21 protein-coding genes are annotated in these 24,648 nt (G+C 60.2%); 5 read left to right on the top strand and 16 right to left on the bottom strand.

Translation table 11 applies throughout. From position 1 onward, the window contains the following. The first annotated feature begins 10 nt into the window (after positions 1-10). A complete protein-coding gene (locus tag A6U87_RS15175; RefSeq protein ID WP_065692064.1) occupies positions 11-2,104 on the top strand; it encodes a carboxy terminal-processing peptidase in 2,094 nt (697 codons plus the stop codon). Between the two features lie 55 nt (positions 2,105-2,159). Here the strand turns inward: A6U87_RS15175 and A6U87_RS15180 are convergent, their stop codons facing one another. Then, positions 2,160-3,668 carry a murein L,D-transpeptidase gene (locus tag A6U87_RS15180; RefSeq protein WP_065692065.1) on the bottom strand — a complete coding sequence of 503 codons (1,509 nt, stop codon included), beginning with the start codon at positions 3,666-3,668 and terminating at the stop codon, positions 2,160-2,162. 143 nt (positions 3,669-3,811) lie between these two features. Continuing rightward, positions 3,812-4,243, bottom strand: coding sequence for an Lrp/AsnC family transcriptional regulator (locus A6U87_RS15185; RefSeq protein ID WP_065692066.1), 432 nt, complete (start codon positions 4,241-4,243; stop codon positions 3,812-3,814). Between the two features lie 137 nt (positions 4,244-4,380). On the opposite strand from A6U87_RS15185, the gene A6U87_RS15190 reads away from it, so the two are divergent. Further along, entirely contained in the window at positions 4,381-5,484 is a 1,104-nt protein-coding gene (locus A6U87_RS15190) for a saccharopine dehydrogenase family protein (protein WP_065692067.1), read from the top strand. A gap of 62 nt (positions 5,485-5,546) precedes the next feature. Here the strand turns inward: A6U87_RS15190 and A6U87_RS15195 are convergent, their stop codons facing one another. Genes A6U87_RS15195 through A6U87_RS15210 form a run of 4 tightly spaced genes read right to left on the bottom strand, consistent with a single transcriptional unit; the run spans position 5,547 to position 12,828 of the window. Further along, complete coding sequence (locus tag A6U87_RS15195) at positions 5,547-8,579, bottom strand: FAD-binding and (Fe-S)-binding domain-containing protein (RefSeq protein WP_065692068.1); 3,033 nt, start codon at positions 8,577-8,579, stop codon at positions 5,547-5,549. A gap of 25 nt (positions 8,580-8,604) precedes the next feature. Continuing rightward, positions 8,605-9,840: a pyridoxal phosphate-dependent aminotransferase gene (locus A6U87_RS15200; RefSeq protein WP_065692069.1), complete on the bottom strand. Its 1,236-nt coding sequence runs from the start codon at positions 9,838-9,840 to the stop codon at positions 8,605-8,607. Positions 9,841-9,850: 10 nt separating this feature from the next. Continuing rightward, positions 9,851-11,383 carry an aldehyde dehydrogenase family protein gene (locus tag A6U87_RS15205; protein WP_065692070.1) on the bottom strand — a complete coding sequence of 511 codons (1,533 nt, stop codon included), beginning with the start codon at positions 11,381-11,383 and terminating at the stop codon, positions 9,851-9,853. Positions 11,384-11,436: 53 nt separating this feature from the next. Further along, complete coding sequence (locus A6U87_RS15210; protein ID WP_065692071.1) at positions 11,437-12,828, bottom strand: VOC family protein; 1,392 nt, start codon at positions 12,826-12,828, stop codon at positions 11,437-11,439. A 106-nt stretch (positions 12,829-12,934) separates the two neighbouring features. Here A6U87_RS15210 and A6U87_RS15215 point away from each other — a divergent pair, with 106 nt between their 5' ends. Continuing rightward, complete coding sequence (locus tag A6U87_RS15215) at positions 12,935-13,843, top strand: LysR family transcriptional regulator (RefSeq protein WP_198928716.1); 909 nt, start codon at positions 12,935-12,937, stop codon at positions 13,841-13,843. 59 nt (positions 13,844-13,902) lie between these two features. Here A6U87_RS15215 and A6U87_RS15220 read toward each other — a convergent pair whose 3' ends face one another. Beyond that, positions 13,903-15,237, bottom strand: coding sequence for an aspartate aminotransferase family protein (locus tag A6U87_RS15220; protein ID WP_065692247.1), 1,335 nt, complete (start codon positions 15,235-15,237; stop codon positions 13,903-13,905). A gap of 142 nt (positions 15,238-15,379) precedes the next feature. Here A6U87_RS15220 and A6U87_RS15225 point away from each other — a divergent pair, with 142 nt between their 5' ends. After that, a complete protein-coding gene (locus A6U87_RS15225; RefSeq protein WP_065692073.1) occupies positions 15,380-15,928 on the top strand; it encodes a cupin domain-containing protein in 549 nt (182 codons plus the stop codon). Here the strand turns inward: A6U87_RS15225 and A6U87_RS15230 are convergent. The 9 genes from A6U87_RS15230 to A6U87_RS15270 form a co-directional block, all read right to left on the bottom strand. Next, positions 15,925-16,710 carry a pyrroline-5-carboxylate reductase gene (locus A6U87_RS15230; RefSeq protein ID WP_065692074.1) on the bottom strand — a complete coding sequence of 262 codons (786 nt, stop codon included), beginning with the start codon at positions 16,708-16,710 and terminating at the stop codon, positions 15,925-15,927. The genes A6U87_RS15225 and A6U87_RS15230 overlap by 4 nt on opposite strands. A gap of 164 nt (positions 16,711-16,874) precedes the next feature. Beyond that, positions 16,875-18,023 (bottom strand): M20 aminoacylase family protein, encoded by a 1,149-nt coding sequence (locus A6U87_RS15235; RefSeq protein ID WP_083199420.1) that lies wholly within the window; start codon positions 18,021-18,023, stop codon positions 16,875-16,877. Between the two features lie 8 nt (positions 18,024-18,031). Then, positions 18,032-18,796, bottom strand: a complete 765-nt coding sequence (locus tag A6U87_RS15240) for an ABC transporter ATP-binding protein (RefSeq protein WP_065692076.1) — start codon at positions 18,794-18,796, stop codon at positions 18,032-18,034. 24 nt (positions 18,797-18,820) lie between these two features. Beyond that, entirely contained in the window at positions 18,821-19,522 is a 702-nt protein-coding gene (locus A6U87_RS15245; protein ID WP_065692077.1) for an ABC transporter permease, read from the bottom strand. Beyond that, a complete protein-coding gene (locus tag A6U87_RS15250; RefSeq protein WP_083199423.1) occupies positions 19,522-20,235 on the bottom strand; it encodes an ABC transporter permease in 714 nt (237 codons plus the stop codon). Before A6U87_RS15250 ends, A6U87_RS15245 begins: the two co-directional genes overlap by 1 nt. A gap of 169 nt (positions 20,236-20,404) precedes the next feature. Then, positions 20,405-21,205, bottom strand: coding sequence for a transporter substrate-binding domain-containing protein (locus A6U87_RS15255; protein ID WP_065692079.1), 801 nt, complete (start codon positions 21,203-21,205; stop codon positions 20,405-20,407). Between the two features lie 27 nt (positions 21,206-21,232). After that, the gene (locus A6U87_RS15260; protein ID WP_065692080.1) at positions 21,233-22,036 is read right to left on the bottom strand and encodes a dimethylarginine dimethylaminohydrolase family protein; all 804 of its coding nucleotides are present in this window, start codon (positions 22,034-22,036) and stop codon (positions 21,233-21,235) included. Between the two features lie 41 nt (positions 22,037-22,077). Beyond that, positions 22,078-23,040 carry a citrulline utilization hydrolase CtlX gene (gene ctlX, locus A6U87_RS15265; RefSeq protein ID WP_065692081.1) on the bottom strand — a complete coding sequence of 321 codons (963 nt, stop codon included), beginning with the start codon at positions 23,038-23,040 and terminating at the stop codon, positions 22,078-22,080. 1 nt (position 23,041) lies between these two features. After that, positions 23,042-24,103: an ornithine cyclodeaminase gene (locus A6U87_RS15270; protein WP_065692082.1), complete on the bottom strand. Its 1,062-nt coding sequence runs from the start codon at positions 24,101-24,103 to the stop codon at positions 23,042-23,044. A gap of 110 nt (positions 24,104-24,213) precedes the next feature. Here A6U87_RS15270 and A6U87_RS15275 point away from each other — a divergent pair, with 110 nt between their 5' ends. Beyond that, positions 24,214-24,639, top strand: a complete 426-nt coding sequence (locus tag A6U87_RS15275; protein ID WP_065692083.1) for an Lrp/AsnC family transcriptional regulator — start codon at positions 24,214-24,216, stop codon at positions 24,637-24,639. Positions 24,640-24,648 lie beyond the last annotated feature (9 nt).

The raw sequence follows: 24,648 nt of genomic DNA on the forward strand, positions 1-24,648 counted from the left end.
TCAAAGCTGAATGCGCATATCTTACGTTTTTATTGGTGCATTTCTTGCCGTCGTACAGTCCGCATATGCTGAAGTCGCCGCGCCTCCCGTCTTGGCGCCGTTGAAGCCGCAAGCACAAGCCGCTCAATTGAGTGCGCAATTTCTGTCGCGTTACAGCTACAAGCCGGTTCCGATCGACGACGCCTTGTCGGCCAAGGTCATGGACAGCTACATAAAGTCCCTCGATCCGGACCGCGCGATCTTCCTGCAAGCCGACATCGACAAGTTCATGGCTGATCGCACCAAGATTGACGACGCCATCGAACGCGAAGACCTGAAGATCCCGTTTACGATCTTCAACACCTATGAAAAGCGCGTCGTTGACCGCATGACCTATGCGCGTAGCCTGCTCAAGGATGGCTTCGACTTCACTGCGCAGGAAGACTTTTCCGTTTTGCGCGACAAGGCACCGTGGCCGCAGTCCGAAGCGGAGAGCAACGAGCTTTGGCGCAAGCGCGTCAAGAACGACTGGTTGCGCTTGAAGCTCGGCGGCAAGGCCGACGCGGCCATTCGTGATACGCTTGACAAGCGTTATGCCAACACCCTCGAGCGCGCTTACAAGTACAAGAGCGACGACGTTTTCCAGTCGTTCATGGATGCCTTTACGACGTCGACCGATCCGCACACGGATTATTTCGGCGCTGCTGCGTCGGCCGATTTCAACATCTCGATGAAGCTGTCGCTGGTCGGCATTGGTGCTGTCCTGCAGGAGCGCGACGACTATACGACGATCCGCGAGTTGGTTCCCGGCGGGCCGGCACAGGCGTCCGGCAAGCTTGCGGTCGGCGACCGTATTACCGGCGTCGGCCAGGGCAAGGATGGCCCGATCAAGGAAGTGGTCGGTACACGTCTCGATGAAGTCGTCCAAATGATCCGCGGGAAGAAAGGCACCGTCGTGCGCCTCGACATCCTGCCGGCGGACGCCGGCGCGGATGCCGCCCATCGGGTCGTCAGCCTCGTGCGCGACAAGATCAGCCTCGAAAAGCAGGCTGCCAGTAAAGTCGTGCTTTCCGTCAAGGTCGGCGACGCCACGCGCAAGATCGGCGTCATTACACTGCCGGCGTTCTATGAGGACTTCGACGCCCGCCGCAAGGGAGACAAGGACTACAGAAGCGCAAGCCGCGATGTGGCCAAGCTGCTCGCGGAACTGAAGCAGGAGAATGTCGACGGCGTTCTCATCGACGTGCGCAACAATGGCGGCGGCTCGTTGGATGAGGCAATCGATCTGACCGGCCTGTTCATCGGCCATGGCCCCGTCGTTCAGCAGCGCGGCAGCGACGGCAAGGTCGCAATCAGAAGCTCTGACCTGCCGGAACCCGTCTGGACCGGCCCGATGGGTGTCCTGATCAATCGCGGCTCGGCATCGGCCTCGGAGATCTTTGCAGCGGCGATACAGGACTACGGTCGAGGCGTTATTATCGGCGAGCCCAGCTTCGGCAAGGGGACCGTTCAAACGGTCGTCGACCTTGACCAGATGGTTCGCAACAGCAAGCCGGAATTCGGCGAGTTGAAGGTGACGATTGCTCAGTTCTTCCGCGTCAACGGCGGGACGACGCAGCTGCGCGGCGTGACGCCGGATATCAGCTTGCCGGGGCTTTCGGATCCGACCACTTTCGGGGAGACCAGCTACGACAACGCCTTGCCGTGGGCGGAGATCAAGCCGGCGAACTATAAGCCGGCAGACACCGTCACGAAGGAGCTGCCCACCTTGCAGAGCCAGCACGATGCCCGGGTGAAGAGCGATCCTGACTTCCAGCGTCTCCTGGAAGACGTTGCCGACCTGAAGGCTCAGCGTGAGAAGGGTGTCGTTTCCCTTAATGAAGCGGAGCGCCGCAAGGAAACGGCAGCCCGGGAAAAGCGCCTCAAATCTCGCGCTCAGGCAAACGATGGCGAGGATCTCGGGACGGATGATGGCCTGCAATCAAACGAGCGCAGCCTGAGTGCCGATATCGCCATGGAAAATGCCCGCAAGAACGTCAAGGACGTTCTGCTGAACGAGGCTGCCGCTATTCTTGCAGATCAGGCGAACCTGCAGCAAGGCGCGACGAAGCCGGCGACGAAATAGCCCGGAAACCTAGGCGAAGGGCGATCACACCCGGTCGGCGCAAACTATGCGCCGATCATGGGGTCTGAGAGCGGCTCGCCGTGGTCGTGGCCATGGCACTCAATGTCTGGGCATCGCGGCCATAGATGTCGTCATAGTAGTGGATGACACCGTCTGCGGTCGGCCATGCCGTGAAGTAGGAAACATAGACTGGAACCTCTTCGGGAACCGGAACGTCCTTCTTCTCACCCGCGGCAATCTCCTGGTTCACGGAATCCGTCGACGTCTTGAGGACGGCGGCAGCCATGGCGCGCGGGTTTTCCAGGCGCACGCATCCATGACTGAACATCCGGTCCTGAGAGGCGAACTTCCCTCGCGCCGGCGTGTCATGCATGTAGATCGCGTGAGGATTGGGAAACAGGATTTTCAGCTGGCCTAAGGCATTGTCAGGCCCCGGCGGCTGAACGACAGCGATGTTCTCCAGCGGCTGGGTCCAATCTACCTTGGCCGAAGGCATGGACTTCCCGTTCACGGAGACCTTGTAGCCTTCCTTGTCCAGATAGGATGGGTCCCGCTTCAGATGCGGAAGCATCTCATTCTTGATGATCGATTGCGGAACGCCCCAATCGGGGTTGAACTCAACCGTCTTGATCGAAGCGTCGAAGAAGTTCGTCTGATGATCCTGTTGGCCGATCACCGCTTTCATCGATAGCGCCAGGGCGCCGTTTTCGGTGTAGTAGGCCATGTAGGCAGGCTGGTTGATGAAGACATATCGGTCGGGGAACTCCTGTGGCATCCAGCGAAGTTCCTCCATGGCCACGATCACCTTGTTGATGTTGACCGAGGCATCACCGCCTTGTCCGGACGTTCGAAGCCAATGCAGTTCAGCGGCCAGTTGCGCAAACTTCGGGCTGCTGGGCATGAAATGGTCAACGGCCGAGTTCAAGTCCGGGGAGGCAGACAGCTGAGCCAGTGTGCCTCTCAGATCGACCGGCTTGCGCTTGAAATCGTAGTAGTTGGACAGCTTGTTAGGATCGACGCGTCCGCGAAAATTGTCCTGGAGGAACATCAGGAGTTCGCTTGAGAGCGACACCTCGAATTGCGCCAGAGCCTTTGCCCGCTCGGACGAATTTTGCGGGAGAGCCGCAAAGGTCTCCGTTGCGGCGTAGTCCACTGTGCTAAGTCCCCAGTCCTCCGCCTGCTTCAGAAGCGCTAACGCCTCACGCGCTTTTGCATTGGGACCTTTCCCGTCGACCCAGATCAGCTTGGCTTTCGGCTGGCTGTAGTAGGCCTCCAATGCGGCGGCGATATCGCTGTCCATCGATAGAGACAGGCCCCCCATTTCGCGCAGTACTTTGGCCGGACTGGTGGCGCCGCCGTCGAAGAGCGTGGAGAGCATCGAACCGTCACCCTGACGAGCTATGTGGACCAGACGGCGTTCCGGCGCCGGATAGCCTTGCGTCCCACCGAGTTCCGCGGTCGGCGATTGAGGCTGCGGTTCAGCCCGGAGCGCGGTTTCGCTACCCGAGAAGGCCAGCATGGCGACCATGGAAGCCTTCAGGACTGAAACGGATGCATGTCTCATTCGATACCCCAACGTCTGACGAGGAAACTGTACTGTGCCGCGCGGCGGCGTCCTTGATGCCGGTGCGCTTCTCTTTGATCTCGTTGACTACAAATGCTTTACGACATCGTAAAGGCAGATGGTCGGAAACACGGGCATATGCATCAGCGGTTGATCCGCGTCGAAAGGACGATCGAAGACAGCGTGCGTTCCACGCCATCGATCGTTCCGATCTGGTCGATCAAATCGTCCAATTGGGCGATCGAGGGGGCGGCGATGATGGCGATCAGGTCGAATGACCCGCTGACGGAATGCAGCGCCGTCACGGCCTTCACCCTTTCCAACGACGCGACCACCTGCGACAGGGCCTTTGGCGCGATCGTGATCAGGATATGGGCTCTGATCAGGCTGGATGCATATTCGTCCGATAGCCGAACGGCATAGCCTGCGATGATGCCATCCCTTTCGAGACGTTCCAGTCTGGCCTGAACGGTCGTTCGCGATAGCGCCAGCCTCTTTGCCAGGGTCGCTACCGGCATTCTGGCGTTTTCGCTCAACAACGAGAGCAATTGCCGATCCTTTTCCGAGACGCTCATGTCATCCTTTCGAAGTGTCCAATCAACTGGTCATTTAGACCAAAAATATAGGCCATAATGCTCATTCTGTCGCTATGTTTCGACCAGACCATGGCTACGTTTATAATAATCTTATATGCCTAACCAAGGGGAACTATATGAAGGAAGTCGTGGTAATCGGAGCCGGCAAGATCGGAGGCGCGATCGCACTCATGCTGGCGGAGACCGGCAGCTACACGGTCACCGTCACCGACAGGGATGCAGCGCAGATCGCAAAGCTCGATCGCCATCCCGCGATAAAGGGCGTCGTCGTAGACATCGCCGATGCCAAGGCACTCGTCGATGTTCTGCGTGGCAAGTTTGCGGTGCTGTCGGCGGCTCCGTTCCATTTGACCGGAAAGGTTGCGGAAGCAGCACTCGAAGCGTCGGTCCATTACCTGGACCTGACCGAGGATGTCGCCACCACGAAGAAGGTCGAGGAACTGGCTGAAGGCGCAGAGATTGCGTTTATCCCGCAATGTGGTCTCGCACCCGGCTTCATCTCCATCGTTGCCAATGATCTCGCCAAGCGTTTCGACAGCCTCGACAGCGTGCGCATGCGTGTTGGCGCCCTGCCGCAGTATCCTTCGAACGCGTTGAACTACAATCTCACCTGGAGCACCGACGGGCTGATCAACGAGTACATCGAGCCTTGCGAAGCGATCGTTGAGGGCAAGCTGGTCACCGTGCCCGCGATGGAAGAGCGTGAGGAATTCTCGCTCGACGGCGTGACCTATGAAGCCTTCAACACCTCCGGTGGCCTTGGCACTCTGGCCAAGACGCTCGAGGGGCGGGTTCGCACCATGAACTACCGCACCATTCGCTATCCGGGCCACCAGGCGATCATCAAGGCGCTGTTGAACGATCTGAACCTGAAGAACCGTCGTGACGTGTTGAAGGACCTTTTCGAACACGCGCTGCCGGCAACCATGCAGGACGTCGTCGTTGTTTTCGTCACGGTTTGTGGCTGGAAAGACGGACGCTACATGCAGGAAACCTATGCCAACAAGGTTTATGCAACTGTCGTTGCAGGCAAGAAGATGAGCGCCATCCAGGTGACGACTGCAGCCGGCATCACGACCGTGCTCGACCTGCTTGCCTCGGGCAAGCTTCCGCAGAAGGGGTTCGTGCGACAGGAAGAGATTGGCCTTGCCGACTTCCTGGAGAACCGGTTTGGCCGGGTCTACGATCCGGAGGCTATTCGCTTCAAGGAAGCCGTCTGAGGATTGAACGCAAAGGCCCCGATGCAGATGATGCATCGGGGCCTTTCGATTCTTTCGGACGGTCAGCCGGTCAATTCTTCAATGATCTCGAGAGGATGCTGAACGGTTCTGTTGTCGATCGCCTTGACCTGGGATCTGCAGGAATATCCCGTCGCGCAGACGACGGTCTCGGCGGATTGCCGGTGGACCTGATCGGCCCAGCTCATCGCATAAAGCTGTTGCGACATTGCGCGGTTGCGAACCTCGTGACCGAAGGTTCCGGCCATACCGCAGCAGCCGGCTCCGGGAACATCGAGCTTGACCCCAATCGCTTTGAACACTGCCGTCCAGTGGCCGATCGAGGTCGGTACGTTACTTCGCTCCGTGCAGTGAACGAGAAGACTATATGTCTTTCCCATGCCGGCATCCCTGACCGAGGAAAGTCTGTCGAGGTTGGCAGAGAGCCACTCTTGCGGGAGCAGAACCAGCGGTTTCGATCCGCTGTTTAAGATGTGCTTGTACTCGCTTCGATAGGAGAGCGTCATGGACGGATCGATGCCCACGAGTGAGGCTCCCGCAGAGGCGAGGTCTTGCAGGTATTGGCTGCTCTTTCGCGCGGCGTTCTCGAACCGGCCGAGATATCCGTGAACGTGCATGGCCTTGCCGTTTACCTGGGGCTTGGCGAGAAACACCGCGAAGCCCATCCTGCGTGCGAGCTTGATCGCGGCAAGGGGAACGCGCGGATCGAAGAAAGCAGTGAACGCGTCGGGGACGAAGACGACCGGCTGGTGTCCCTGGCTCAGTGCCTGGCGAATACCGTCGGCCGTTGCAGTCGGGACGCCGAGACGCCGGGCTTCTTTTGCAAGGGACAATGGCGGCAGGCGTGGAAGCGCCGTCAGACCGACCGTCCTCATCATCGCCTTGCCGAGCACGGTTCCAACCATGACGTTGTAGAGCGGCCTAGCGCGCGCCATCCAGGGCAGCGATGATTCGATCGCGCTCACCAGCGTATCCTTCACGGGCCGCAAATACCTGCCGTAATAGAGCTCCAGGAATTTCGCCCGGAAGGCGGGAACGTTGACCTTGACCGGACACTGACCTGCGCAGGCCCTGCAGGACAGACAGGTGTCCATTGCTTCACGGACGTCGTGGGAAAAGTCGCCCCGGTTGCGCGGATTGAACGAGTTCACGATACGGCGGGGCAGGGCTGTCAGCGGGCGGCCGCGCCGCAGCTGCTTGGCTTCATAGCGGGGATCGACACCCTGGTCAGCCAGAAGCCTCAGCCACTCCCGCATCAAGGCTGCCCGACCCTTGGGCGAAAACCGGCGATCGCGCGTCGCCTTGTAGGAGGGGCACATCGGACTTACCTCGTCGAAGTCGAAGCAGGCGCCGTTACCGTTGCAGTAAGCAGCGTTGTCGAAGGCCGCGCGGATCTCGCTGCCGATGGCGCGATCGACATCGCCGCGCATCGGAACCTCATCGATTTTCAACAGCTTCTCGGAGCCCGGGGAAGCAATCTTGCCGGGATTGAGGCGGTTCTGCGGATCGAAGGCTCGCTTGATCTCCTGAAGGCAGGGATAGAGGTCACCGAAGAATTCGGGGACATATTCGGATCGAACGCCCTTGCCGTGCTCACCCCAAAGGACGCCGCCGTACTTCCTGGTCAAGGCCACAACGGCATCGCTGATCGTCCGGACCAGCGGCACATGATCGGCCCGCGTAAGATCGAGTGCGGGTCGAACATGCAGTACGCCGGCGTCGACATGGCCGAACATGCCATAGGAAAGGCCGGCGTCGTCGAGCAGCGCCCGGAACTCGCAGATGTAGGCGGCCAGGTTTTCGGGTGGGACGGCCGTGTCCTCGACGAAAGCGACAGGTCGGGTCGGCCCCTCGACATTTCCCAGAAGGCCGACGGCCCGCTTGCGCATCGTCCAGATCGCCTCGACGTCCCGGTGGCCTCGAGCGATTGAATGGCCGAGGCGGCTGTGGTTTTTCCCCGTTTCGAGGGCGGCGGTCACATCGGCGATCTTTCGCTCCAGTTCATCCTCGCTGTCAGCGAGGATTTCGGCGATGTTTATCCCGTTCGCCGGACCTGACGTGTCCTCCGGAAAGAACTGCCCAATGCCATTCCAGACGATGTCGTTCTTGGCGAGCCCGAGCACCTTTTCGTCCACCGTTTCAACGGAAGCGACCTTGAGCGCGGTCAGGGTTCGGGCATCCTCGAGGGCTGCGTTGAAGTTGCTGTAGCGAATGTTGATGAGTGCGGCATGCGCGGGCAGCGGAAGCAGGTTGAGTTCCGCCTCGGCGATCATCGCCAGCGTGCCCTCCGAGCCGCACAGAATGGCATTGAGGTCGAAGCGACCATCCGCTCGCCTGACATGCGCGAGGTCGTAACCCGTCATGTAACGGTTGAGCTTTGGAAAAACGGCTTCGATCCGTTCGCGCTTTTCGCGGGCAATTCTTTCAACGGTCCGATGAATGTCACCAATCCTGTCCTGGCGCTCCAGGATTTCGGCGAGGGCGGGTTCGTCCAGCGGCCGCGACCACCAATCCGACGCGTCGCCGAGCACGATGCGCAGACCAAGGACATGATTGGACGTCTTGCCGTAGAGGCAGGAGCCCTGGCCGCAAGCATCGGTGGAGATCATGCCGCCAATGGTCGCCCTGTTCGACGTCGAAAGCTCCGGCGCGAAAAAGAGACCATATGGCTTCAGCGCGCGGTTCAACTGATCCTTGACAACGCCGGCCTCGACGCGAGCTGTGCGGCGGATGGGATCGATCTCCAGGATCCTGTTCATGTGCCGTGAACAATCGATGACGATGCCTGAGGTCAGCGACTGGCCATTGGTTCCGGTTCCGCCTCCGCGTGGAGTGACGGTCATGCCGCTGAACGCGGGCAGGTTCAGGACCTTCGCAATTATCTCCAGGTCAGCCGAATGCCTGGGAAACAGGATCGCTGCCGGCTCGACCTGATAGATGGAATTGTCGGTCGCAAAAGCCGTGCGCGACGCCGCGCCTGCCTCGGCATCACCCGCAAATCCGGCCTCGACGAGATGTTCGAAAAAGCCGGCGGGTGTCGCGGAGGCCGCGTAAGGCGACTGGAGACGCGGTATCATCGGTTCAGCTCGCCGCCATCGTTTGCTACTTCAGCGCCTTGCATGCCCGTTCGATACGGTCAAGGGCTTCGACGAGCTCGGCCTGCGACGTCGCATAGGAGATCCGGAAGAAAGGTGAAAGCCCGAAAGCCGACCCGGGAACGACCGCGACATGGGCGTCCTCGAGGAGGTAGTCGGTGAAATCGTGGTCCGCCTCGATCGTCTTGCCGTTGGGCGTGGTCTTTCCGAGAACCCCCTCACAGCCTGAGAAGGTGTAAAAGGCTCCCTCCGGTGTGCGGCATTCAAGGCCATCGATGTCGTTCAGTCTGCGGACAACGAGATCGCGGCGGCGCTGAAAGCTCTCCTGCCGTTCCTTCAGGAAGGTCTGCGGACCATTCAAGGCCTCGACGGCGGCTGCCTGGCTAACCGAGCTCGGGCAGGATGTCGCCTGGCTCTGGATCACGGCCATGGCCTTGATCAATGGCTTCGGTCCGCCGGCGTAGCCGATACGCCAGCCGGTCATCGCATAGGCCTTCGACACGCCGTTGATGGTCAACGTCCGTTCTTTCAGACGAGGCTCGAGCGCAATGGGCGTTACGAAGTCGAACCCTTCGTAGACGATGTGCTCATACATGTCGTCGACCATCAGCCAGACATGCGGATGGCGGAGCAGCACATCGATCAGCGGTTGGTAGTCTTTTGCCGAATAGGCGGCGCCCGATGGATTTGATGGCGAATTCAGGAGCACCCAGCGTGTCCTCGGCGTGATCGCCGCTTCAAGCTGTTGAGCCTGGAGGCGAAAGCCGGCTGCCGCGTCGCACGGGATGAGCACCGGCGTGCCACCGCAAATTTCGACGATATCCGAATAGGAGGTCCAGTAAGGCGTTGGAATGATGACTTCGTCACCGGGATCAAGCGTCGCCATGAATGCGTTGAAGAGGATCTGCTTGGCGCCGGTCGCCACCGTCACCTCGTCGAGGGCATAGTCGACGCCATTTTCCCTGCGAAACTTCTCGGCGACGGCCTTCTTCAGAGCCGGGGTGCCATCGAGCGCCGTGTACTTGGTTTCGCCGGCATCGATCGCGGCCTTGGCTGCTTCTTTGACGTTGTCAGGGGTGTCGAAGTCGGGCTCGCCGGCTCCGAGAATGATAACGGGGAAACCGTCGCGCTTCATTGCGGCTGCCTTGGCGCCGATCTGCAGGATCTTGGAAACGCCGACCGAGGCAATGCGCGAGGCTGGACGAAAGCCAGCCTGCTCGATCTTGGTGGGGATGACAGTCATGCTCGTCGCCCTATTCGATGTCGAAGGAGACGCCCTGTGCCAGCGGCAGCGCCTTCGAATAGTTGACCGTGTTGGTGGCCCGGCGCATGTATGCCCGCCATGCGTCGGAGCCGGATTCGCGGCCACCGCCGGTTTCCTTTTCACCACCGAACGCACCGCCGATCTCAGCACCCGAAGTGCCGATGTTGACGTTGGCGATGCCGCAGTCGGAACCGTCCGCGGACAGGAAGCGCTCGGCCTCGCGCATGTCGAGAGTGAAGATCGACGACGACAATCCAGCTCCGACGGCATTGTGGTCTGCGATAACGGCGTCGAAGTCGCTGTATTTCATGACATAGAGGATCGGCGCGAATGTCTCTTCGAGGACCGGGCCCTCGTGCTTCGGCATTTCGACCAGAGCAGGTTTGACGTAATAGGCCTGCGGGGTGCCGGTATCGACACGCTGACCGCCATGCACCTGGCCGCCGTGCTTGCCGGCTTCAGCAAGCGCCTTCTGCATGCCTTCATAGGCGGCCTTGTCGACCAGTGGACCGACGAGCGCGGAGCCGTCCAGCGGGTTGCCGACCGAAACGCTTGCATAGGCATTCTTCAGCCGCGGGACGAGCTGATCGTAGACGCTTTCATGAACGAACAGACGACGCAGCGTCGTGCAGCGCTGGCCGGCCGTGCCCATGGCGCCGAATGCGATGGCACGAAGCGCCATGTCAAGGTCGGCCGATGGGCAGACGATGCCGCCATTGTTTCCGCCAAGTTCCAGGATGGAGCGCGCAAATCGCTTGGCCAGGCGCGGTCCGACTTCGCGGCCCATCCGCGTCGATCCGGTTGCCGAAACCAATGCCACCTTCGGATGGTCGACAAGCGTTTCGCCGATCGCGCGGTCGCCGACGAGAACCTGCGAGAGGTCGGCAGGAGCGTCGCCGAAGCGCTTCAGGGCGCGCTCCAGGATCGCCTGCGATGCCAGTGCCGTAAGCGGCGTCTTTTCTGAAGGCTTCCAGACGATGCTGTTGCCACAGACCAGCGCCAGGGCCGCATTCCACGCCCATACGGCAACAGGGAAGTTGAAGGCCGAGATGATGCCGATGACGCCAAGCGGGTGCCAGGTCTCCATCATGCGGTGACCGGGGCGCTCGGTGGCGATGGTCAGGCCATAGAGCTGGCGGGAAAGGCCGACCGCGAAATCGCAGATGTCGATCATTTCCTGTACTTCGCCGAGACCTTCAGACGGGATCTTTCCTGCTTCGATCGAGACCAGACGTCCAAGATCGGCCTTGGCAGCCCGCAGTTCTTCGCCAAGAAGCCGCACGAGCTCCCCACGCTTCGGTGCCGGAACAAGGCGCCACGCCTGGAAAGCGGCATGAGCGCGGTCGATTGCCACTGTTGCCTGCTCGGGCGTTACGGCCTGCAATTTACCGGTCCGTTCTCCGGTAACCGGCGAAAACGCATCCATGTCGCCCTTGGTGTAAAGCGACTGGGCGACGCCCAAACGATCAAGAATGGCGGCAGCTTCTTCCGCGACGGACACGGATTTAACGGAAATGTTCATTGGGTAGGCTCCAGTTCAAAACGTCTCTATCGGTGATTGGTCAGTTCGGCGGATCATTCGGCCGCAGAACGTCTCGTCAGCACGTTGATGCAGGCATCCAGCGACGCCTTTTCGATTCCGGCATAGTGGTCGAACTCGTTGAGAACCTTCGCGCCGAGGTCGGCCTCGAAACGCTGCTGGTTCGGGCTCGCCACGAATTCCTGCTGCGCGCCGTCGCCGAGGTTCGATTGAAAGATGCCGGCTGCACTGACAGGCAGGAAGTCTTCGTAGACGATCGGATCGAAGACGATCAACCCGTCGGCAATGAGCTGGTCCACGTCGGCCGTCGATGAGGATACAGCCCTTCTGCCTTTGTCGGTGAGCGAGTAGCTGAAATAGCCGAGCCCTTCTGCGCGTATGCTTTCCCAGCTGTCCGGGAATGCCTCGAACGTCTCCGCCAGAGCAGCCTCATAGGCTTTCGCGTTGGATCCGTCCGCAGTCGGCCGGACGACCTTCCGGGACGCATCGAGGAGGCTGTCATAAAGGGCGCGGCCCTTGGGCGTGAGCGCGATGCCGCGCTGTTCGATCTCGCCAAACCGTGCGGTGTGGGACCCGGTCTTCCACCCGCCGTTGCCGTCGTTGAATGACACGGCTTCCTCGAGCGCCTTGAAGGATGTCTGCCGCAGCAGAATAGCGCAACGGCGCGTCGGCGGGCCTTCGACGACCGCCTTTGGAGCGATCTCGTATTCCGGCATCAGTGCCTGCACCTTGTCGATATCGAGCGTGCGCGGTGTGAGATGGTTGATGTGCGGTCCCTTGAACGAGACGACATCTGCGATCAAGCGATGCGCATCATGCAGACGGTGATACATGTCGACATCGACGATCGCCTTGTCATGCCAGCGGAATGTTTCGAGCACTTCGGCGACGAAACGCTCGGCATCAGCCTGGGAAAGCCCGCCGTCGGTTTCCGCCTTCTTGGTAAGTTCAATGGCTCCGGCAGTGAAAATCTGCCGCGTCGCCAGGATTTGCTGCGCTTGCGCCCTCAAGCTTTCGTCCGCAATCAGATCGAGACGCAGGAGAGAGGTGAAGACACGGAACGGATTACGCTTCAGTGCGGCGTCGCCAACGGGCCGAAATGCCGTCGAATGAACCGGAACGCCGGCCGTCGAAAGATCATAATAGCCGACGGGATAAATTCCCATCACGGCGAAGACCCGCCGCATCATTGACAGCTCTTCGGCGGTTCCGAGTCGAATGGCCCCGTGCCGCTCCTCGGAGATACGATCGAGATTGTCGGTGGTCTCCAGCCGAGCCTTCAGTTCGGGCTCTCCGGCAAGCGTTTCGTCGTTCACGCGCGCCACCAGATCCATCAAGGTTCCATAGGCAGGGACTTCGTTGCGATACATGGCCGACATGGCCGCGGAAAAGGCAGTTCTGATATCGCTCGATGGAACGTGGGTCATGGTGTCTCAACCTTCAAACATTGCGACTTGATGCTTGGAGTGCAATATAATCTCGAAAACATGACCCGTGTTGTGACGGTTACTCGTGACTTGATGCAGAATCGGAATAACTATGCGCCGCAGTTTGACACCTGACATGGTGACGCTCCAAGCCTTCGAAGCGGCCGCGCGACATGAGAATTTCTCGCGCGCGGCTGAAGAACTGAACCTGACGCAGAGCGCCGTCAGCCGGCAGATCGCCGATCTGGAGCAACAGACCGGGCTCAAGCTGTTCGAACGGATTCGTCAGCGCGTGGTTCTCTCGGAAGCAGGACAACGGTTCCTTCCCGAGGTGCAGGACCTCCTGGAGAGATCCGAACGATTGATGATCGAAGCGGCGTCGGCCGGGCGAACGCGATTGTCGCTGCGGGTTGCCACGCTCCCGACCTTCGGTACCAAATGGCTTGTTCCACGCCTCGGCCGGTTTCTGGCGCAACATGGCGACGTTGCACTGACGATAGAATCAAGATCGAAGCCCTTCAGTTTTGCGGAAGACAACTTTGACCTCGCGATCCATTTCGGACAGCCGATCTGGGCAGGCGGCGTTCCCACCTTCCTGTGCCATGAACAGGTCCTGCCGATGGCCAGCAAGGAGCTTGCGGAAAGGCTCGACGTCGAGGGCCCCGGCGACTTCGCACGAGCGCCACTGCTGCATCTGACGACGAGGCCGAAGCTTTGGGCCGACTGGTTCCAGCTGCAGCAGATCAATGTCGACAACGCCTATGTCGGGCTGAGGTTCGATCAGTTTTCAATGATGGTGGCTGCGGTCGCCGCAGGGCTGGGCGCTGCGCTTCTTCCCACCTACCTGATAGAAGACGAGCTTGCGTCAGGGTCGCTTGTGCCGCTGCTTCCAAGGCCGATGCAGACGGCCAATGCCTATTATTCGGTTCGACCGGAAGCCAAGCAAAGCCATCCGGTCGCCGACAGCTTTCAAGAGTGGCTTCTGAAGGAAGTCTCTCCAAGAAAGAGCGAGTAGCCCATCGAATACTGATGTCGGCCCGCGAACCGGCTGGCAGTCCGCGGGCTCCGACAGTTTTATGCCGTCCGTTTCAGGGCGTCGCCGATCTTGGAAACGATCGTATCGATCTCGCTATTTTCGACGATGAGCGGCGGCGATAGCGCAATGATGTCGCCGGTCACGCGGATCAGCAGACCCTTGTTGAAGCAGTCGACGAAGACATCGTAGGCACGTGCCCCCGGCGCACCGTCGCGAGGCGAAAGTTCAATCGCTCCCACGAGGCCCAGGTTGCGAATGTCGACGACGTGGGGAAGGCCCTTCAGCGAGTGCAATGCCTCCTGCCAATAGTCCGCGATGTCGGCTGCACGTGTGAGAAGACCTTCCTCCTCGTAGATCTCGAGTGTCGCAATACCCGCTGCGCAGGCAACCGGATGGCCCGAATAGGTATAGCCGTGGAACAGCTCGATCGCGTTTTCTGGACCGACCATCAGGCCGTCATAGACCTTGCGGCTCGCGAAGACGGCTCCCATCGGGATCGCGCCGTTGGTCAAACCCTTTGCCGTGGTGACGAGATCCGGGATGACACCGAAATAGTCGGTCGCGAACGGGGTTCCAAGGCGGCCAAAACCGGTGATGACCTCGTCGAAAATCAAGAGAATGCCGTACTTGTCGGCCGTCGCGCGCAGCTTCTGCAGGTAACCTTTCGGCGGCAGGATAACGCCGGCCGAGCCGGACATCGGCTCGACGATGACAGCTGCGATCGTCTCGGCGCCATGCAGCTGAACAAGACGCTCGAGATCGTCGGCGAGTTCGACACCGTTCTCCGGCAGCCCCTTCGAGAACGCGTTGCGCTCGACATCGAGGGTGTGTCGCATGTGATCGGCCGGGATCTGCGGAAACATGCGGCGATTGTTGACCAGGCCGCCGACCGAGATGCCGCCGAAGCCGACACCGTGGTAGCCCTTTTCTCGACCGATGATGCGGGTGCGGGTTCCTTGGCCGATCGCGCGTTGGTAGGCGATGGCGATCTTCAGGGCAGTATCCACCGATTCCGAGCCGGAGCCGGTGAAGAAGACGCGATCGAGTTTTGCGTCCGGACCGCCAGGGGCGATCTTCGCCAGCTTGGCGGCGAAGTCGAATGCGATCGGATGTCCCATCTGGAAGGTCGGCGCGAAATCCATCGTCGAGATCTGGCGTTCCACAGCCTGGGAGATCTTCTTGCGGCCATGGCCGGCGTTGCAGCACCACAGCCCTGCCGTACCGTCGAGAACACGATTGCCGTCGACATCGGTGTAGTACATGCCCTCGGCGGACGCGAGGAGACGCGGCGCCGCCTTGAACTGCCGGTTCGCCGTAAACGGCATCCAGAAATTATCGAGTATCGGGGCGTTCGTCCTGCTGATCTGATCCATTGTGCTCTCCTTGGGCTCGACGAACAATTCGAGCATTTCCAATCGACGAACAAGCCCTTTTCTTCTCTGCGGTAACCGATTGAAAAGATGATATCGGATCGGTATCGTTTGAGCTATTCTGAACAACCTAAACGGTGCCGTGATGACGTTCGATATCGGGAATCGCCTGCGCTATGTCAGGACTGCACACAATCTGTCGCAGCGCGAGCTGGCGAAGAAGACCGGCGTCCCCAACTCGACGATTTCGCTGATCGAATCGAATGCATCGAATCCATCGGTGGGCGCGCTCAAGCGGATACTTGACGGGATCCCGATCGGCCTTGCGGAGTTCTTCTCCCTCGAGCCGGAAACGCCGAAGAAAGCCTTCTATGCCGTCGAAGAGCTCGTGGAGATCGGCAAGGGGGGCATTTCCTACCGGCAGGTTGGCGACAGCATGTTCGGCCGAAGCCTGCAGTTGCTCAAGGAATGCTACCAGCCGGGAACCGATACGGGCAAGGTTCCGCTCGTGCACGAAGGCGAAGAGGGCGGGATCGTCCTGTCGGGGCGGCTGGAGGTAACGGTCGACAACGAGCGACGCATCCTGGGTCCGGGCGACGCCTATTATTTCGAAAGCCGTCGCCCGCACCGGTTCCGCTGCGTCGGCCCGGTCCCCTGCGAGGTAATCAGCGCCTGCACGCCGCCAACATTCTAGCTGTCACGGCCCTCGATACGGGCAAAGACTCGATCCAATGCCCGATGCAGAGCGCTCCGGACGCCCGCGCTCTCGAAATCGACCAGGACTTGCTCGTTGAGGCCACCTTTGGTCGCAAATTCGCTGCTGAGTTCAGTGAAGGCATGCACGCCGGGTGCGTTCGCGCGTCGCGACAGGCTTTCGAACAATGGCGCGAGAAAAGCCCCTGCCTTTTTCGCATCGAGACCATTCGCCTCGAGCCACGTTGAGGCCATGTCCATCATGCCGAAGTAGGTCGACATCAGCGCACTGGCTGCCGCCAGCAAGTCGTATTCTTTCCGGCTCTCGCATTCGACCGCGCTTCCCAGCATATTGAACAGCGCCGCGACGGCCGGATCGGGCGGGAAGATCGCCGTGACGCCGTGCCGGTCGGCCACGAAAGGCAAGGGCACGGCCTGAACGAGATGTACTTTTGCGTCGATCCACCCAAGCAGGTTATCGCGTTGCGTTGCCGCGACGACGCTGATGACGGGCTGCCCGGCTCTGAAACGAAGTTGCCGGATGACATCCTCGGCGATCTGAGGCCGGATCGCGAGGACCGCGACCTCGCTACGATCGACGACGGCCTGGTTGTCAGGAGCAATCTGGACAGCGTTGAATTCGGAGGCAAGCCGCGCGGCAATCTCGGCGTTGCGGGGCGATACATGAACTTCTTGCACGGCCGATGGCTCGCGCAAGAGGCCTCTTACCATAGCCTCGCTGATGGCGCCTGTTCCGACGAAACCGATGCTTTGCCAAACCATTGGCCTACTCCGCTCCAAAGCTGACCCAAGCCATGGATACTACGATATCGCAAGCAAAGATCGGGCAGAATACAATGCGGTCAAACTGGAATGTCGCGACTAAGGGCACGGTTCCCGTTCTCCAGCGCTTTGATCCTCCGGTGCCCTGGAGTCTGCCTGCATCCTTACAGGTGGTCCTTTGCGAGACGATAGAAATACAGGCTGCCGCGTTCCAGGATGGCGTCGTTGAAGTCATACTTGGTCGTGTGCAGGCCCGCGCTATCGCCATTGCCGATCAGGACATAAGCGCCCGGGACCTTTTCGAGGAGAAACGAAAAGTCTTCGCTGCCCATCAGCGGCATGTCCATTTCGGCGAAAGCCTCCTCGCCGAAATGCGTGGTGATGGTGGAAACCGCAGCTGAGACGGCATCGGCATCGTTGATTGTTGCGGGATAGCCGACGTCCCACTTGAAGGCGATATCCGCATCGTAGCTCTTTGCCTGGAAGGTGGCGATCTGCTCTACGCGAGTGCGGATCTCTTCGCGCACCTGCGGCGCCATCGCCCGCATGCTGACCTCAAGGACGGCGCTGTCCGGGATGATGTTCGAGGCCGAACCCGACTGGAACGAGCCGACCGTGACGACCGACGGCTGGTGCGGGGAGATATTGCGGGAAACCAGCGTTTGCAGCGCCATGACGATACTGGATCCAACCACGACAGGATCGACGGTCAGTTCCGGCTGCGCGCCATGACCACCTTTGCCCTTGACGGTAATCGTCACGACATCGATCGAGGCGGCCACCGGTCCGGCGCGCGTCGAGAATGAGCCGGTTGGCAGTCCGGGCCAGTTATGCAGCGCAAAGATCTGGTCGCAGGGGAAGCGTTCGAAAAGGCCATCCTCAATCATCAGCTTGCCGCCGCCGTAGTTTTCCTCGGCCGGCTGAAAGATGAAGTGCACGGTGCCTGAGAAAGACTTGTCTTGCGACAGCGCCCAGGCCGCGCCGAGAAGCATGCTGGTATGACCGTCATGACCGCAGGCGTGCATGGCACCCGGATGTTGGCTGGCATAGGGTAGATTTGTCTCCTCGTGCATCGGCAGTGCGTCGAAATCGGCCCTGAACCCGATGGCACGATTGCTGCTGCCTGCCCGAAGCGTGGCGACGATACCGGTGGCGGCAAGCCCTCGCGTGACCTCGAAACCCCATTTCTCCAGGTGCTCGGCAATGAAAGCCGATGTCTTGACCTCGGAAAGGCCGATCTCGGGCATCTGATGCAGGCGATGGCGAATGCCGACAAGTTCGGGCAGGAAGTCCTTGAAGTTGATGTCGCTCATCTCAATGCTCATGCCATCTGGAGGAATTGACGCAGCCGCTGGGATTGCGGGTTCTTCATGATGTTCTCAGGTGCTCCGCGCTCTTCGATCAGGCCCTTGTGCAGAAAGATGACTTCGCTCGATATGTCGCGCGCTAGGGCCATCTCGTGTGTGACCATCACCATGGTGCGGCCTTCCTCCGCGAGCTTCTTGATTACCTGCAGCACCTCGTTGACGAGTTCGGGATCAAGCGCCGATGTCGGCTCATCGAACAACATCACCTCGGGCTTCATAGCCAGTGCGCGTGCGATCGCGGCGCGCTGCTGCTGGCCACCGGACAGTTGAGCCGGATACTGGTCCCGCTTAGGCGAGATGCCGACCTTCTCCATCAGAACTTCCGCTTCCGCTATCGCATCCTTCCTGGATTGGCCGAGCACGTGCATCGGGCCTTCTATGATGTTTTCCAGGATCGTCCGGTGGGTCCAGAGATTGAAATTCTGGAAAACCATGCCCAGGCGCGTGCGCACGTGTTCCAGCTGGCGGGCATCGGCAGCATGGAGCTTGCCGTTTTTGCCCGCCGCCGTGCGGATCGTTTCGCCGGCCACCGAAATCTCGCCTTTGTCAGGCGTCTCGAGGTAGTTGATGCAGCGCAGAAGCGTGCTTTTTCCCGAGCCGCTGCTCCCTATCAGCGAGATCACGTCGCCCTTGCGGGCTTCGAAGGAGATGCCCTTCAGCACCTCGATGCCGCCGAAGCTCTTGTGGATGTCTCTTACCGACAGTGCCGTTTCGACCATAGTGTTCCTCCCGAGGTTTCGAGCTCACGCCCGGACGGCGCGATAGCGCGTCATGCGGAGCTCGACGGTGTTCATGATCCGGGTCAGGATGAAGACCACGGCGAAATAGATGATGCCCGCCGCAATCAGCGGCTCGAAGATCAGCAGCGACTGGCGCTGCAGCATACGGGCGGTTCCCATGACTTCCAGGATCGTGATCGTGGATGCCAGCGAGGTCGTCTTCAAAAGAATGATCAGATCGCTCGTGAGGACCGGCATGCAGTGGCGGAAGGCCTGCGGCAGCGTCACCCGGCGAAGGATCGTCCACCGCGTCATTCCGATCGAGAGCGCGGCCTCGATCTGACCGCGAGGAATCGACTGGATGGCACCGCGAATGACTTCGGCGTTGTAGGAGGCCTGATTGAGGCTGAGTGCCGCGATGGCGTACCATAACCCGTCCCGGAGGTAGGGCCACAGGAAACTATGCCGAACCCAGGTGCCCGGGAGTATCTGCCCGAGGCCATAGTATATGAGGTAAATCTGAACCAGAAGCGGTGTGCCGCGGAACGCAAACGTGAAGGCGAAGGCCGGCCAAGCAAGCAGCCTGTGCTTCGACAGCCGGGCGAGCGCCGTCAGCGTGCCGATCACCAGTCCGAAGATACCTGCCGTTGCCGTGAGCAGCAAAGTCAACGGCGTGGCCTTGATCAGCGCGGGCAGAAAGGAAATGACGTTGGCGACCGTTTCCATCAGCGGTGCCCCCGGTTCAGCTGCTTCTCGATGCGGCTGATGATGAGGACGGAGACCAGCGTGATCAACAGGAAGAGCAGGGCGGTCAGGCCGTAGAAGAAAATGTATTGCTTCGTGCCTGCCGCCGCGCGGTAACCGGTGTAGAGAAGCTCGCTGAACGATCCGAGCACAGATATGATAGCGCTTTCCTTGGTGATCGACAGCCACAGATTGCCCATGCCAGGCACCGCATGGCGCATCATCTGCGGCAGGACCACGCGCGTCAGGATCTTTCGCGGCCGCATACCGATCGAGACCGCCGCCTCTATCTGGCCGGGCGGAACGGCGAGGTAGGCGGAGCGCAGCACCTCGGTCATGAAGGCGCCGGAAACGAAGGCAAGCGCGACGATCGCTGCCCAGAACGGGCTAAACTGGAAACCGCTGTCGACCAGCCCCAATGATTTCAGCAGGCGTTCGGCGCCACTGGCGACCGAAAAGTAGAGCAGCAGGATGACCAGCAGCTCCGGCAGGGAGCGAACGACCGTCGTGTAGAGTTCGGCGAGCAGTCGGAAATGCCGATGCCGCGAAAGCTTGCCTGCCGCGCCTAGGAATCCAAAGATGATGGCGACGATGTAGGCCACCACGGATACCTGCAGGGTCATCAACAGGCCCCAGGCAAATTCATCGCCCCAGCCTTCGGCGCCCCAGGCAAGCAAATGCCGATATGAGTCCATTGCTTTCCAACCTGCTCGATGCGGCAGCATCTTTGCTCGCCGTCGACTATCCGAATGCGCCAGCAGCCTCGGTTCTTGTCACCGGGTTCATCAAAGACCGGGATCTAGATGGTGAGGGTGCTGCTCTACGGCATTGGGCGCGGCCGGAGCCACGCCCAATGTGACGCGATTACTTCTTGTCGAAGATCCACTTGTCGACGAGCTGCTTGATCGTGCCGTCCTTGTCGAGTTCGGCAAGTGCCGTATTGACCTTGTCGAGCGTCGCAGCATCGCCCTTGCGGGTGGCATATGCGACACCTTCGCCAAGGGTCGTGTTCTTCGGCACTTCGAGCTTCACCTCGTAGTCGGCGCCTGCATCGGACTTCAGGAACGTCTTGATGTAGAGGTCGGGGATCAGGACGTAGTCAACGCGGCCGGCAATCAGATCGGCGACGGAGTTGTCTGCCGTATCGTAGCTCTTGGCTTCTGCGCCCGTCAGATACTTGGCGACGTAAGCCGCCTGGACACTCGACGTCTGGACGCCGACGATCTTGCCGGAGACGGCAGCCGGGTCGACGATCTTGCCCGAGCCATCAGGCGCATCGACCGTGTTGATCTTGGCGTCGTCCGACTTTGCGCCAACAAAGGACGTGCCCTCGGTGTAGTAGGGCGTGCTGAAATCAACCACCTTGCGGCGGTCATCGGTGATTGAGAAGGCGCCGATGATAAAGTCGACCTTGTTTTCCTTCAGCGACGGGATGAGACCATCCCAGGCCATCTGCTTAATTTCGCACTTTACCGGCAGCTTTGCGCAGACGGCGCGGGACAGGTCGGCCTCGAGGCCTTCCCATTCACCGCCCGAATTGATCTGCGTAAAAGGCATGTAGGGCTCAGGCGTCATGCCGAGGCGAATGGTATCCTCGGCATGGGCAAAGCCCGCGGACAAGATCAGTGCGACGCCTGCGGCGATCTTCGATTTGAAGCTGTTCATTCTGTTCTCCCAGTTTCTTGAGGCTGCTTATCGGGCGTTGCGGTACCAGCGCAGCGACATGCAGGAAAGGCCCGCATCGATCTTGCCGATCTCGGTCGTCTTCATCGGCACGACCTTGTAGCCGAGCTTGTCGAGCATTTCGATCGTGCGCGGGAAGTCGGAGCCGACCATGACGACGTCGTTGACACGCAGCGCGTTGGCGGCCGGCTCTTCGCCTTCCGGAATGATGATCTGCTTGAAATCCTTGAAGACGCCGGAGCGCGCGAGGCGGGCGGTCGAGAGGATGCTTTCATCGTCGAGCAGCGAGCAATCGGTCTTGAAGTGCAGCACGCCTTCCGGCGTCGCAACGATTTCAGCCTTGCGCCCAAGCTTGGCAATGCAGGCGGCAAGTCCCTCGGCACCCACCTTGTCGGTGCGGGCGGACAGGCCGATCATCACGCTCTTCGGCGTCGTCAGCACGTCGCCACCATCGGCAAAGCCCGGGTTCGGCAGATCAAGCACGGTTTCGAACATGTCGCGCAGCGTCGGAGTAATCTCGGCGGTTTCGTCGACGCGGCTGGCGGCACCCGGACGAAGCAGGACCGCACCTTCGGTGAATACAACTGCCGGATCCTCGACGAAGATGGAATCGGGGAAGGCTTCAAGCGCCGGAAGAATCGTCACTTCGACACCCGCGTCGCGCATCGCGGCGATATAGGCATCGTGCTCGGCCTTCACGCCGTCATAGGTCGGATTGCCCCGATCGTCGGCGCGCAGCCCGTTGACGACCGAACGCGAGGGCTCGCGCACGATCACGGAGTTGAAGTGGTAGACTGATCTTGCTTGCGACATTTCCAAGTACCTTTACTTTCGATGGGGCTTCTCTATCCGGCTCACCCGGCGGCGTAAAGCAATTGTGTGGCTGCTGGCTCACGACGAGACAGATGGATGCCGGCAAGCATGCAGCGGACCGATCCACCGGCCAGCTCGATCGTCGAGACGTCGAACGGCAACAATCTCGCGGACTGCTCGATTGCCTTCACCTGATCGGCGTCGAGTGCTTCGAGCGCCCGGGCAGACAAGACGACAAGGCGGCCGTCCGTGCCGTCGAGCTCGATGGCATTGCCGGCGAAATTCTCGATCTGCGCGATCGACAGTTCGATCACCCGCCGTCCGGTTTCCTCGAGCCTCGCGACGATCTCCCGGCGACGCTTGATATCAGGGATCATCTGCGATCCGAGCAGCGCGAAGTCGGTGCCGATGCACATCAGGACGTTCGTGTGATAGATCGACTTGCCGTGGCGATCGACAGCGTCGAAGACCATTGGCTCGAAGTTGAAGTGGGTGCAGAACCGTTCGAGCGCAACTTCGTTGGTGCGGTTGGAGCGGACGGCATAGGCGACCCGGCCGATATGATCGAGCACCATGGCGCCTGTACCCTCGAGATAGACATGATCCTTCTCGAGACCGGAGTAGTCGATGACGTCCTGTACCCTGTAGTCGCTCTTGAGCATCTCGATGACGTCCGAGCGGCGCTCGCTCTGGCGGCTTGCCGAGTACATCGGATAGATCGCAACGTGTCCGCCCGAATGTGTCGAAAACCAGTTGTTCGGGAACACGGAATCGGGTGTGGCCACCGTCAGGTCCTCGAACACGTGGACGGTAACACCGGCTTCGGCAAGGCCTTGCGCCATGCGGGTGACTTCATGGAAGGCCGTGCCGGCGATCGCTGCAGCCGCACGCTTCTCGTCGCTGGACTGAAACGAATTGTCAGCAGCGGTCATCGGGTTTGGCGTGAAGTGATGCGGCCGGATCATCACCACGGATTTCGGCGCCTGTACGGATAGCCTGCTCATATTACGCAACGCTCCGCTGCATGACCGGGGCCGGCTGGCGAAACAAGCCGTAGAGATTGCGTGGGTCTTCAGGCTGCGTGGTGAGATCAAGCTCGGTGTAGAAGCTCGTTCCCTGCACGGCGTCGCGCAGGTACCGCAGGGCGGAAAAGTCTTCGGTCGCAAAGCCGACGGAATCGAAGATCGTGATCTGCGTATCGGAGCGGCGGCCAGTCGCCTGGCCGGCAATGACCTGCCACAGTTCGGTGACCGGGAAATCCGGCGCCATCTGCTGGATCTCGCCTTCGATCCGGGTCTGCTCGGGAAACTCAACGAATACATCAGCGCGCCGCAGGATGTCGCCCTGCAGTTCCGTCTTGCCGGGGCAATCGCCACCAACCGCGTTGATGTGGACACCGCCGCCGACCATGTTGTCGGACAGGATCGTCGCGTTGCGCTTGTCGGCGGTTACCGTCGTGATGATATCGGCGCCGGAGACTGCCTCCTCGGCGGTCTTGGTCACGATGATCTCGATATCCGTTTCAGCGAGGTTGCCGCGGAACTTGCTCGCTGCGTCAGGGTCGATGTCAAAGACGCGCAGGCTCCTGATGCCAAGGAGGGCGCGAAATGCCAGGGCCTGGAATTCCGACTGGGCGCCAAGACCGACGATCGCCATCGTGCGGGCGTCCTTGCGGGCGAGATATTTCGCCGCGAGTGCCGAGGTCGCTGCCGTGCGCAGGCCGGTCATCAGCGTCATTTCCGAAACCAGGCACGGATAGCCGGTGGCAACATCCGACAACACGCCGAATGCAGTGACCGTCTGCAACCCGACGCTTGGGTTCTTCGGATGTCCGTTCACATATTTGAAGCCGTAGTGCTGGCCATCGGAGGTCGGCATGAGTTCGATGACACCGGCCTTGGAATGGCTGGCAACGCGAGGAGACTTTTCGAACTCCTCCCAACGCCGGAAATCCTCTTCGATGTAGTCGACGAGACCAAGCAGGAATGTTTCGATTCCGACGGATCGGACCAATTCGACAACATTGCTGACACCCACATATTGAACCACGTTTGCAGCTCCATCCAGAAATTCGATGGTGGTAGCCTAGGTAAGCAGTGCGCGAGTTAAAATTCGAGAATTGCGGGAGTTCCTGTAAAAAAACTCGCAAAGTGCTGGGTCGTGCTGTACAAATTGCTATGCATATTTTTGACGAACTTGATCACAAGCTAATTTCCATCCTGCGCGAGGACGGGCGTGCGCCGCTTTCCAAGCTGGCGACGATCCTGGGCGTTTCCCGAGGGACGGTTCAGGTGCGGCTCGACCGCCTGCTGCAGTCAGGCGCTGCGCTCGGTTTTACGATCCGCGTACGACAAGACTATGATGAAGGGGCCATCCGGGCGATCATGATGATCGAAGTGCAGGGGCGCTCGACGACGAAGGTCATCAAGTTCCTTCGCGGCCTGCCGGAACTGCATGCTCTGCACACCACCAATGGATCATGGGATCTGGTTGCCGAAATCCGTGCGGCCGGCCTGCGCGAATTCGACCGCGTCTTGCGAGACGTTCGTACCGTCGAGGGTGTCCTCAACAGCGAAACCAGCATCTTGCTCAGCAGCGTCTGACGACAGCCG

It is taken from the genome of Rhizobium sp. AC44/96, from assembly GCF_001692185.1.
Classification (GTDB): domain Bacteria; phylum Pseudomonadota; class Alphaproteobacteria; order Rhizobiales; family Rhizobiaceae; genus Rhizobium.